Annotated in this window: 6 protein-coding genes; 5 read left to right on the top strand and 1 reads right to left on the bottom strand. The window is 71.2% G+C overall.

The window, feature by feature from the left end:
- Positions 1–177 precede the first annotated feature (177 nt).
- Entirely contained in the window at positions 178–2,322 is a 2,145-nt protein-coding gene (locus D7W79_RS29670) for a DEAD/DEAH box helicase (protein WP_120528743.1), read from the top strand.
- 8 nt (positions 2,323–2,330) lie between these two features.
- On the opposite strand, the gene D7W79_RS29665 is transcribed toward D7W79_RS29670, so the two are convergent.
- Positions 2,331–2,840, bottom strand: coding sequence for a helix-turn-helix domain-containing protein (locus D7W79_RS29665; RefSeq protein ID WP_120528745.1), 510 nt, complete (start codon positions 2,838–2,840; stop codon positions 2,331–2,333).
- 68 nt (positions 2,841–2,908) lie between these two features.
- Between D7W79_RS29665 and D7W79_RS29660 the strand changes: the two genes are divergently transcribed.
- The 4 genes from D7W79_RS29660 to D7W79_RS29645 all read left to right on the top strand — a co-directional run.
- Positions 2,909–4,138 (top strand): Glu/Leu/Phe/Val family dehydrogenase, encoded by a 1,230-nt coding sequence (locus D7W79_RS29660; protein WP_120528742.1) that lies wholly within the window; start codon positions 2,909–2,911, stop codon positions 4,136–4,138.
- Positions 4,139–4,235: 97 nt separating this feature from the next.
- The gene (locus D7W79_RS29655; protein ID WP_120528744.1) at positions 4,236–5,453 is read left to right on the top strand and encodes a threonine ammonia-lyase; all 1,218 of its coding nucleotides are present in this window, start codon (positions 4,236–4,238) and stop codon (positions 5,451–5,453) included.
- Positions 5,454–5,505: 52 nt separating this feature from the next.
- On the top strand, positions 5,506–6,876 hold the full coding sequence (locus D7W79_RS29650) for a peptidase MA family metallohydrolase (RefSeq protein ID WP_120528741.1): 1,371 nt from the start codon (positions 5,506–5,508) through the stop codon (positions 6,874–6,876).
- A gap of 119 nt (positions 6,877–6,995) precedes the next feature.
- A partial coding sequence (locus tag D7W79_RS29645; RefSeq protein ID WP_120528740.1) for a hypothetical protein occupies positions 6,996–12,118 on the top strand: 5,123 nt, incomplete at its 3' end.

Genomic DNA, 12,118 nt, shown 5'->3' with positions numbered 1-12,118 from the left:
TTTTTTTTTTTTCAAGCAGAAGACGTCATACGAGTTCTGCGCATGTCTCGTGGGCTCGGAGAGGTGTATAAGAGACAGGACCATTGGTTCTCTTCCTCCCATTCGCCATGCGCGCTCCATACCCCAAAGTGCCGCGATTGTTGCCAGAGGGTAATGCAGGGGCTATGCCCATGCCCGATGAGCGACATCCAAGAGCCCACGCCGGGAGCCCCGGCACCTGACGAAGCCACGACGCGTCCCGGCGAGTACATCGCGGACATCAGCTTCGAAGAAATGAACCTCTCCGAGCCCCTCCGCCGCGCGCTGGCGGAGCGCGGCTACACCAGCCCCACCCCCGTCCAGGCCAAGGCCTTTGGCCCCGCGATGGCGGGCAAGGACCTCATCGTTCGCAGCAAGACGGGCACGGGCAAGACGGCCGCCTTCGGCCTGCCCCTGTTGGAGAAGATTCCCGCGGACGAGAAGCGCGTGCGCGCCCTCATCCTCTGCCCCACGCGCGAGCTGGCGCTCCAGGTGGCGGAGGAACTCACCACGCTGGCCAAGTACAAGGGCGTGAAGGTGGCGGCCATCTACGGCGGCGCCTCCATGAAGCAGCAGGAGGACGCGCTGGAAGAGGGCACGCCCATCATCGTGGGCACCCCGGGCCGCGTCTTCGACCACATCAACCGCGGCAACCTCAAGCTGGACGGCTGCGACCACGCCATCCTCGACGAAGCCGACGAGATGCTGAACCAGGGCTTCTACGAGGAGGTCACCCGCATCCTCGACCGTCTTCCGAAGACGCGCCAGGTGCTGCTCTTCAGCGCCACCGTCCCCACGGACATCCAGAACCTCATCGCGCGCTACACGACGAACGCGGAGACGCTGCTGTTGTCCGGCGACGTCTTCACGGTGGAGCACATCCACCACATCCGCTACGACGTGTCGGATCAGTTCCCCAAGCCGCGCAACCTCATCTACATCCTGGAGAAGGAGGAGCCCTCCAACGCCATCATCTTCTGCAACACGCGGGATGACACGGCGCTGGTGACCGCGGTGCTCAACCGCAACGGCTTCGACGCGGAGCTGCTCAACGGAGACCTGCCGCAGAAGGAGCGCGAGCGGGTGATGGGCAAGGTGAAGCGCGGCGAGGTGGCCTTCATGGTCGCCACGGACATCGCGGCGCGCGGCATCGACATCTCCGGGCTGGAGTACGTCATCAACTACTCCCTGCCGGAGGACCCCGCCGTCTACCTGCACCGCGTGGGTCGCACGGGCCGCATCGGCAACAAGGGCACGGCCATCAACCTCTTCTCCGGGCGCGAGCTGGCGACGTTCACCGTGCTGGAGAAGAAGTTCGGCATCAAGTTCGAGATGCGGGAGATGCCCGCGCCCGAAGAGGCCATGCACCTGTGGACCGAGCGCCACCTGCGCGAGCTGCGCGAGGGTATGGGCTCCAGCATCTTCGAGGGCTTCCTGCCCCTGGCCTCGCAGCTCAAGCAGCGGCCGGACGCGGACGACCTCATCGCCTTCCTCATCAAGTACTACTTCAGCCGCCTGCGCATGGAGAAGGCGCAGTCCGCCGGGGAGACGGAGAAGCGCGAGCCCGCTCCGGAGCGCAAGCCGGTGGAGCGCCGGGGCAAGGACCGCGACCGCGAGCGCGACCGCGAGCGTCCCCGCCGCGAGGAGCGGGGCGAGCGCACCGAGCGCCCCCGCCGCGACGAGCACCCGGACCGCGAGCGCCGTCCGCGCCGCGACGAGCCGCGCCGCGAGGACCGGGGCGAGCGCCGGGGTGGAGCGCCTTCCGCCGCGCTGGAGCCGGGCCCCGGTGAGACGAAGCTCTGGGTGAACCTGGGCTCGGATGACGGCATGGACGAGGCGAAGCTGCCCGCCACGCTGGAGTCCCTGGGCGCCCCGGGCGGCAAGGTCCTCAAGGCCCTCACCCGCCCCACCTACGGCTACGTCTACGTGCCGGAAGCCGACGCCCCGGGCTTCGAGGCCCTCAACGGCAAGGCGCACAACGACAAGCCCTTGAAGCTGGAGCGGCACCGTCCGCGCGGCCAGCGTGAAGAGCGCCGCCCCCGCCACGAGGCCCTGCCGGATGTCCCCGGCCAGGCGCGGCTGTGGGTGGGCCTGGGCCGGCAGGAGGGCCTGGACGAGGCGGGCGTCACCGCCGCGCTGGAGGCCGCGGGTGCTCCGGCGGGCAAGGTGCTGAGAACCGACCTGCGCCCCACGTACGCGTACGTCTTCGTCGCGGAGGAGGACGTGGCCGGCTTCGAGGCCACCCACGGCAAGCCGCACGGCGAGGGCAAGACGCTGAAGGTGGAGCGCGCCAAGCGCAAGTAGCGCTTCGCCTACGGGGCGCCTTCCGGAGGTCCGGAGGGCGCCTTCTTCCTGCGGGCCCGGTGGTAGTGCGCGACGCACAGCCCCCGGGCCAGCACGGGCCGGCCGCACTCCGGTGAAGTACAGGCCGCGCTGGCCTCCTTCGCGGGGGGACCTGAAGCGCCCGGCCCGCCGCTGAACATCGCCTCCGCCACGGCCAGGAGGCGGTCCACGTCCTCCCGGCCCAGCTTCCGAAGCCGCACCCACTCCGCCAGCCGATGAGCCCCCGCGTCCTCCGCGTCCTCCAGCCGGAACAGCTCCCACAGCGGCAGCTCCAGCGCGGCCGCGACCTGGAGGAGCGTGTCGTAGCTGGGGTTGCGCTCGCCGCGCTCCAGCAGCGACACGAAGCTCACGGAGATGTCACACCGGGCGGCGAAGTCCTCCTGGGTGAGGCCCCGGCGCTCGCGCAGCGTGCGGATGCGGCGGGCCAGCCCCTGCAGGGACGAACCGGCGTCGCTGTCGTCCGGGGGGTGGGAGCGCATGGACATACGCATCGTAGCGCACCCCTTCTGTTAAGGTTTTCCGTCTGTCCTCAGGAGTGAAGCCCGCCATGAACGCCGTCGACGGCACCAACTACTACTTCCGCAAGGCCGCGCGGGTGATGGACGTGGGCACGCCCATCGAGACGCTCCTGGCCACGCCCCTGCGCGAGGTGAAGGTGCAGGTGTCCATCGAGATGGACTCCGGCGAGATCCGCACGTTCCTGGGCTACCGCATCCAGCACGACAACAGCCGCGGCCCCATGAAGGGCGGCCTGCGCTACCACCCCGCCCTGGACCAGGACGAGTGCGTGTCGCTCGCGTCGCTGATGACGTGGAAGACCGCCGTGGTGAACGTGCCCTACGGCGGCGCCAAGGGCGGCGTGGCGTGCGACCCCGCGCAGATGAGCCTCAAGGAAGTGGAGCGGCTCACGCGCAAGTTCGTGGACCAGATCCAGGACGTCATCGGGCCCACGCGGGACATCCCCGCGCCGGACGTCAACACCAACCCCCAGGTGATGGCCTGGGTGATGGACCAGTACTCGCGCTACCACGGGCACTCCCCGGCGGTGGTGACGGGCAAGCCCCTGGAGCTGTACGGCTCCAAGGGCCGCGAGGCCGCCACCGGGCGCGGCCTGCTCTACGTGTGCCGCGAAATCCTGCGGGATTTGGGCATGCCGGTGAAGGGCACGCGCTTCGCCATCCAGGGCTTCGGCAACGTGGGCAGCCACATCGCGCAGCTCATCTGGGGCGACGGCGGCGTGGTGGTGGCCGCGTCCGACGTGCTGGGCGGCATGTACAACCCGCTGGGCCTGGACGTGCCCTCCCTCTTCGAGCACGTGAAGCGCACCGGCACCGTGACGGGCTTCAGCGGCGGAACGCCGTGCACCAACGAGGACGTGCTCGCGGCGGATTGCGAAGTGCTCATCCCCGCGGCCCTCGGCCACGTGCTCACCCGTGACAACGCCAACAGCGTCCGCGCGCGCCTGGTGGTGGAGGGCGCCAACGGCCCCACCCAGCCGGAGGCGGACGACATCCTGGAGAAGCGCGGCATCTTCGTGGTGCCGGACATCCTGGCCAGCGCGGGCGGCGTGACGGTGAGCTACCTGGAGTGGGTGCAGAACCTCCAGCACGTCTCCTGGGAGGAGGAGCGCGTCAACGCGGAGCTGGAGAAGACGATGAAGGAGGCCTACGACCGGGTGGCGCAGATTGCCCGCTCCCGGAAGGTCTCCATGCGGACGGCCGCCTACATCCTGGCCATTGGCCGGGTGGGCAAGGCCACCGTGCTGCGCGGCATCTGACGCGCTCCGCCACGCCCGCGTCCAGGCAGGCGTGGGCTCCACATGGGCTCGGCGCCGCTTCCGTACGGGGCCGGCTTCCGCTACACGCCCGGCCATGATGGTCACCCTGCAGGACATCCAGGCGGCGCGCGAGCGGCTCCGCACCGCGCTGCGCCCCACGCCGTGCCCCGCGTCGGACTACTTCACGGAGAAGACCGACTGCGCGGTGGTGTACTTCAAGCTGGAGAACCTCCAGCGCACCGGCGCCTTCAAGGAGCGCGGCGCCCTCAACAAGCTGCTGACGCTGACGGACGACGAGAAGCGCCGCGGCGTCATCGCGGCCTCCGCCGGCAACCACGCGCAGGGCGTGGCGTACCACGCGCGGCGGCTGGGCATCCGCGCCACCATCGTGATGCCGGAGCGCACGCCGCTCATCAAGGTGACGCGCACGCGTGACGACTACGGCGCGCGCGTGGTGCTCAAGGGCGCCAACTTCGACGAGGCCTACGCGGAGGCGCTGCGCATCCAGGCCGCGGAGAACCTGGTCTTCGTGCACCCGTTCAACGACGCGCACGTCATCGCGGGCCAGGGCACCATCGGCTTGGAGCTCTTGGAGCAGTGCCCGGACCTGGACCTGGTGGTGGTGCCGGTGGGCGGCGGCGGGCTCATCTCCGGCGTGGCCGTGGCGCTGAAGGAGTCGAACCCGCGCATCCAGGTGGTGGGCGTGCAGGCCTCCACCATCGCGAGCATGAAGGCGTCGCTGGATGCCGGCAAGCGCACGGAGCTCACCGCCGCGGGCACCACCATCGCGGACGGTATCGCGGTGAAGGTGCCGGGCGAGCTCACCTTCGAGCACGTGCGCAAGTACGTGGACGCGGTGGTGACGGTGGACGAGGAGGAGATCGCCGCCGCCATCCTCATGCTGCTGGAGCAGGAGAAGTCGGTGGCGGAGGGCGCGGGCGCGACGGGGCTGGCGGCGCTCATCAACGGCCGCATCCCGCAGGCGAAGGGCAAGCGCGTCGCCATCATCATCGGCGGCGGCAACATCGACATGAACGTCATCAGCCGCATCATCGAGCGGGGACTCGTGAAGGCGGGCCGCCTGGTGCAGCTGGAGGTGCGGCTGCCGGACCGGCCCGGCATGCTCGCGCGGCTCACCACGCAGATCGCCGAGATGCGCGCCAACGTGGTGGACCTGCACCACGACCGCGCCTTCTCCAAGGCGGGCCTGGGCGAGGCCACGGTGGAGGTGATGCTGGAGACCACGGGCCACGCCCACATCCAGGAGCTGATGGCCGCGCTGGAGTCGCAGGGCTGGCAGGTCGCCCGGACGTAGGGCGGGGAGGCTTGCGCGGGCGCTCGGGGGTTCGGCGATACTCCGGAAACCCATGAACACGCCCCTCATCGCCCTGCTGCTCCTCGCCGCCGCTCCTCCCGCGCAGAAGGCGAAGGAGCTGGCGGCCCACAAGGAGTGGGAGGAGCTGTACCTCGCGTTCGCCGCCGCGGACCCCGCCTCGTACCCGGAGGCGCAGCGGCCGTCCGTGGCGGCCCCGCTGCTCAAGGGCTGCGAGGCGCTGCTCGCGGAGGACCCGGTGATGGCGTACTCGCTGGGCGAGCGCGCCGTGGCCTTCCAGGAGACGGCGGGCGGGCTGCGGTGCGTGGCGCGCTCGGCGCTGAAGACGGATCAGCGGGCCGCCGCGGAGGAGGCGCTGAAGAAGGGCCTGGCGAACTTCCCCAAGGACGGCGCGTTCGCGCTGGAGCTGGGGCGGCTGCAGCTTCTGGACAAGGACCACGCGGGGGCACTGGCCACGCTGCAGCAGGTGCCCGCGAAGTCGAAGGAGGCCGCGGAGGCGAAGAAGCTGATGCAGCAGGCGCGCTCGCAGGTGTCGGAGGAAGGGGCCGCGCGGCGCGAGGCGGAGCGCCTGGAGCAGCGGATGAACGGCGAGCCAGGCCCGGGTGACACGCGCCAGGCGAAGGCGACGGCGGGCGGGGACATCCGGCCGGCGGGGCTCTCCTACGAGTCCGGCGTGGGCAAGGACGGCATGCGCGTGCGCCAGAACAGCCGCTTCGCCATCCGCTACTTCAACAGCGACCGGGACTTCGGCCAGCGCGCGGAGTACGAGGGCAAGGTCGTGTCCGCGCTCGACGAGGCCTATGACTTCACCCAGCGCACGCTGGGCAGGGCCCGCTCGCGGCAGCTGAACGTGGTGCTCTACACGCGCGACGAGTTCGCCACGCACATGGGCGCCCGGTACGCGGCCGCGGTGGCCGGACTGTACTCCGAGGACGCCATCCGCATGAACGACGCGGCGGAGCTGACGCAGGCGACGAAGGCCACGCTGGTCCACGAGTACGTGCACGCGGCGGTGGATGAAATCTCCCCGCGCGGCGGCGGCGCCCTGCCCCGCTGGTTCAACGAGGGCCTGGCCGAGTACATCGAGTGGCGCTACCTGGGGCTGGACGGCCCGCCGCGCTACCTGCGGGACGTGATGCGCGCCAGGGCGAAGCAGGGGGCCCTGCCGAAGCTGTCGGACATGGACTCGCAGGCGCCCATCACCATGTCCCAGCCGGAGATTGCCTACGGCACGTCCGCCATGGCGGTGCGGGAACTGGTGCGGCTGGGGGGCCAGGAGAAGCTGCTGGACTTCATCGAGAAGGCGGGCCGGGCCGACTCCTTCCAGGAGGCCCTGAAGGCCACCTACGAGAAGGACTTCGCGGGCCTGGACCAGGCGGTGCGTGCCGCCCTCTCGGGGAGGTAGCGACCGGTCGGGCGTGGCGGATTGGTTTACCCCCTGGCGGGAGTCCCCTACACTCGCGGGCCTCCAAGATTTTCGCTGCGGCGGTCCCCCTGTTGGACGCTGGCGCAGCAAGGTGACGGATGTCCGATACGCGCGCCGCGATGAGAGAGTTCCGCTTCCTGGATGAGAAGCGGAAGCTGGGAAGCCTGTCCGCTGTCGAGGAGGCTCGCTGGGTCGAGTTGCGCGGCCTCTTGGGCATCCAGGACGCGGCGGACACCGCGGCGGCGGCCCAGGCCTGGGCCCAGCCGGAGCAGCAGCCCCAGGGGTACTACGGCGAGGACGGCCAGTGGTACGCCTACCCCGCCGGCTACGAGCAGCCCCAGGGCTACTACGGCGAGGATGGCCAGTGGTACGCCTACCCCGAGGGCTACGACCCCAATGCCCAGGGCTACTACGGCGAGGACGGCCAGTGGTACGCGTACCCCGCCGGCTACGACCCCAACGCCGCGGCCCATGATCCGAACGCGGCGTGGGCGCAGCAGGGCTATGACCCGAACGCGGCGTATGACCCGAACGCGGCGTATGACCCGAACGCGGCCGCGGGCTACGCGGCCCCGGTGGATCCGCAGACCGGTGGGTACGTCCCGCAGGCGCCCACCGAAGCGGACAGCCTGAACCTCAGCACGGACGACATCGACATCCCGTCGTTGAGCGAGCCCGCGCCGTGGATGCCGCAGGCGCCCGTGGCGACTTCGCCCCCGGCGGCGACGGCGGAGGCGTGGGGAACGGGCGCGGAGGAGGACTTCTCCGGGCTGTCGGTGGAGACGCCGCCCCCGGTGGCGGCCGCGGCGCCGGAGCCCTCGCTGGAGGATTCGTTCGCGGACCTGTCGATGGAGGTCGAGTCGGAGGCCCAGGCCCCGGCGACGTCCGGGCTGGATCCGATGGCGGAGGCGCTGGCCTCCGCGGAGCAGGCGGCCGGAGACGCGGAGCTGCTGGAGGCCGAGCCCGAGTCCGAGGCGGTGCTGGCCGAGGACCTGGCGCCCGCGCCCATGGACGCGGCGTGGGATGCGGCGCCGCTGGCGGTGGAGTCCGAGGAGTCTCGAGCCAGCGCGCTCGACACGGCGCCGCTCGCGGTGGAGCCGACGGCGTCCGCCGAGGGCGGGGGCGCGGATTGGGATTGGAGCGACGTCGCGACGGCGGAGCCCGCCGCGCCCGCGGAAGAGGCCGTGCAGGAGGCGCAGGCGGTCGCCACGGAGACGGCTGGAGCGTGGGGGGCGGATGCGGCCCCTGTCGCTGGAGCGCCGGATCACGGTGGAGAGATCGCGCTCGGCGCGGGTGACATCGCGGAGGCGTGGACCGACAGCGCCGCGGCCACGGAAGTGCCCGCGGAGGAGATCGCCCTGGACGCGGGCGACGTCGCCACGGATTGGCAGTCCGGTGATCAGGCTGCGGCGGGCACCGATGATGTCGCGGCTGCGTGGCAGTCCGGTGGTGAGGCTGCGGCGGGCACCGATGATGTCGCGGCTGCGTGGCAGACGACCGCGGCGGCGGAGGAGATCCCGCTCAGCGCAGGCGACGTTGCCACGGAGTGGCAGGCCAGCGGCGAGGCGCCGGCGGCCGAGGAGATGGCGCTCGGCACGAACGACATCGCCACGGACTGGCAGTCTGGCACCGGCACGTCGGCGGAAGCCGCGTCCGACGCGGTCGAGCTCAGCACGAACGACGTCGCCACGGATTGGCAGTCCGGCGAAGGAGCTTCACCGGAAGGCTCCGCCGGAGAAGTCGCGCTCGGCACGAACGATGTCGCCACGGAGTGGCAGTCCGACGCGGGAGAGATTGCCCTCGGGTCGGAGGACGTCGCCACGGATTGGCAGGCCAATGCGGCCGCATCCGCGCAGTCGTCCACTGACGGAAGTGCCCCCGGATCAAGCGATGGCGTGACGGAGTGGGCGGCCGACAGCTCCGTGGCTACCGAGACGCCCGCCGAAGAGATCGCGCTCGATTCGAGCGAGGTCGCCACGGAGTGGCAGTCCGGCGAAACCGCGCAGGCAGTCGCCTCCGAAACGCCCGCCGAAGAGATCGCGCTCGGCGCGAGCGATGTCGCCACGGAGTGGCAGTCCGACAATGGTGCTTCGGCTGACGCATCCGCCAACGCGGGCACGGCCGACGTCGCCACGAATTGGCAGTCGGACAGCTCCACGTCCGAGCAGTCCTCCGCTGAGGAGATCACGCTCGGCTCGAATGACGTCGCGACGGAGTGGCAGGCTTCCGGCAATGCTCCGGCGACGGATGCTTCGGCGGAAACCCCTGCCGAAGAGATTGCGCTCGACGCGAACGATGTCGCCACCGGGTGGCAGACGGGCAGCGCCACTTCTTCGGAAGCCCCTGCCGAGGAGATCGCGCTCAGCACGGACGACGTCGCGACGAACTGGCAGTCCGCCAGCGGCGCCCCGGCGGAGTCCTCCGCCGAGGAGATCGCGCTCGACGCGAACGATGTCGCCCACGAAGGCGACGCGGACTGGTCCGATGGCAGCGCGGCCTCGGCGGTCGCGGCCGGTGTGGAGGCCCAGACCTTCGACGTGGCCGACCTGGGCGCCGAAGAGGAGCAGCAGCTCACTCCGCCGCCCTCCCCGTTCGCGAATGACTCGGGCATCCCGTCGCTGCGGATCCGCAGCATCCCGGTTGGCCCGGACATCGAGGCCGACACGCTGGAGCTGGGCGCGGACGATGTCGAGCCCATGGGCGGAGCAGTCCAGGCCTCGGAACAGTGGAGCGAGCTGAGCGGCAGTGCCGACGAAGCCGTGCCGCTGGCCACCGCGGCCGAGTCGCTCGCCGAAGCGCAGTCCACCGAGCCTTCCGCGTGGAATGCCACGGGCGAGGATGCGCAGCAGTGGTCCGCCGAAGGCACGCCCTCCGACGCGACCGACACCGTGGGATTGCAGGACGCATCCGCCGCCATCGAGTTGCAGCCCGAGTGGGCCGCCGATGCCGTCGAGCCCGCCGCCATCGAGCTGCAGCCCGAGTGGGCGTCCACCGCTGACACGTCGGAGGGAACCGGTTCGGCGCAGGCAGGGTCCGCCACCGCGTCGTCCGAGCAGCCCACCGCGAACGCCACGCCCACCTGGGATGCCCCGGCCGCCGAATCCGCGTGGGCCGCATCCACGTCTGTGCCGGCCGCTGACGCACAGGCCGGATGGACGCCGCCGTCCGAAGAAGCTCCGCTGATCGAGGCCCAGTCCGACTGGGCCACGCCGGAGGCCGACGCCACGCCCGTCGCCCAGGCGTCCGACTGGAGCGCCGCGGAAGAAGCATCTCCTGCCACGCTCCTGACGGAGGAAGAGGCCACGCCCGTGGCTGCGCAGGCCGAATGGAGCGCCACGGAAGAAGCCGCGCCCATCGAGGCCCAGCCAGAATGGGCCACGGAAGAAGCCGCGCCCGTCGCCGCGCAGCCGGAGTGGGCCGCCGCTGAAGAGGCGCCCATCGAGGCGCAGCCCGAATGGGCCACGACGGACGGCACCACGCCTGTCGCCGAGCAGGCCGAATGGGGCACGGCGGAGTCCGCGCCGCTCGAGGCACAGCCCGAGTGGGCCCCCAACGGAGGAGCAGCCGCCGTTCCCACGCAGCCGCAGTGGGCCACCACGGAGGCCGCGCCGATTGAGGCCCAGCCTGAGTGGGCCACGGAAGAAGCCGCCCCCATCGAAGCTCAGCCTGAGTGGGCCACCGAAGAGGCCGCTACGCCTGCGGTAGCGCAGTCGGAGTGGGCCGCGTCCGAAGAAGCCGCGCCCATCGAGGCGCAGCCTGAATGGGCCACGGAAGAAGCGGCGCCCGTCGCTGCTCAGTCCGAATGGGCTACGGCTGAGGCCGCACCGCTTGAGGCTCAGCCTGAGTGGGCTGAGGCTGAAGAGACCGCGCCCGTTGCCGCGCAGTCCAACTGGGCCACGGCTGAGGAGACCGCACCGGTTGCCGCCCAGCCTGAGTGGGCCTCCACGGAAGGAAACGCGCCGGTCGCCGCGCAGACCGAGTGGGCCACGGAAGAGGCCGCGCCGATCGAGGCGCAGCCTGAGTGGGCCACGACTGAAGCCGCCGCACCGGTCGCTACGCAGTCCGAGTGGGCCACGGAAGAGGCCGCGCCGATCGAGGCCCAACCTGAGTGGGCCACGACTGAAGCCGCCGCACCGGTCGCTGCGCAGTCCGAGTGGGCGAATGCCGAAGCCGCGCCGATTGAGGCGCAGCCTGAATGGGCCACCGAGGAAGAAGCCGCGCCGATCGAGGCGCAGCCCGAGTGGGCCACGGAAGAGACTGCCCCCGTTTCAGAGCAGTCCGAGTGGGCCCCCACGGATGCCGCGCCGGTCGCCGCTCAGCCCGAGTGGGCGAATGCGGAAGCCGCTACACCGGTCGCCGCTCAGTCCGAATGGGCCACTGCTGAAACCGCCACGCCTGTCGCTGCGCAGTCGGAGTGGGCCACGACGGAAGACGCAGCCCCTATCGAAGCCCAGCCGGAGTGGGCCACCGAAGAGGCCGCTACGCCTGCGGTAGCGCAGTCGGAATGGGCCGCGACGGACGAAGCAGCCCCCATCGAAGCTCAGCCCGAGTGGGCCACCGAAGAGGCTTCTACGCCTGCGGTAGCGCAGTCGGAGTGGGCCGCGACGGACGAAGCCGCTCCCATGGAAGCTCAGCCCGAATGGGCCACGGAAGAAGCCGCTCCCATCGAAGCTCAGCCCGAGTGGGCCACGGAAGAAGCGGCGCCTGTTGCCGCTCAGCCCGAATGGACCTCGACGGAAGAAGCCGCGCCCATCGAAGCCCAGCCCGAGTGGGCCACGGCGGAAGAGACCGCACCGGTCGCCACGCAGTCCGAGTGGGCCTCCACGGAAGCCGCCACGCCCGTCGCCGCTCAGCCGGAGTGGGCCGCCGCGGAAGAGGCTCCCATCGAAGCCGAACCCGAATGGGCGACGACGGAGGATGTGACCCCGGGCGCGGATCAGCCGTGGTCCGCCACGGACGCCTCGGCGCCCGCCGCCGCTCAGCCGGAGTGGGCCACCGCGGAAGACACCAGCGCCGGATCCGCCTGGGCCCAGCCGACCACTGACGCCCAGCAGCCGTGGGACGCCCCCGTCGAGGAAGCCGCCTCCGAGTGGGTGGCTCCTCCCGCCACGCCGGAATGGGGCGCCCCCGAGGCCCCCGCCGCGCGCTCCTCCTGGGCCACGCCCAAGGAGGCCCAGCCCGACTGGATGGCTGACTCCGCGCCCGCCGCGTCCCCCTGGCA

Source organism: Corallococcus exercitus (assembly GCF_003611585.1).
Taxonomy (GTDB): domain Bacteria; phylum Myxococcota; class Myxococcia; order Myxococcales; family Myxococcaceae; genus Corallococcus; species Corallococcus exercitus.
Note: the sequence above shows the minus strand (reverse complement) of the source record. Positions and strands in the feature narration are given on the sequence as shown.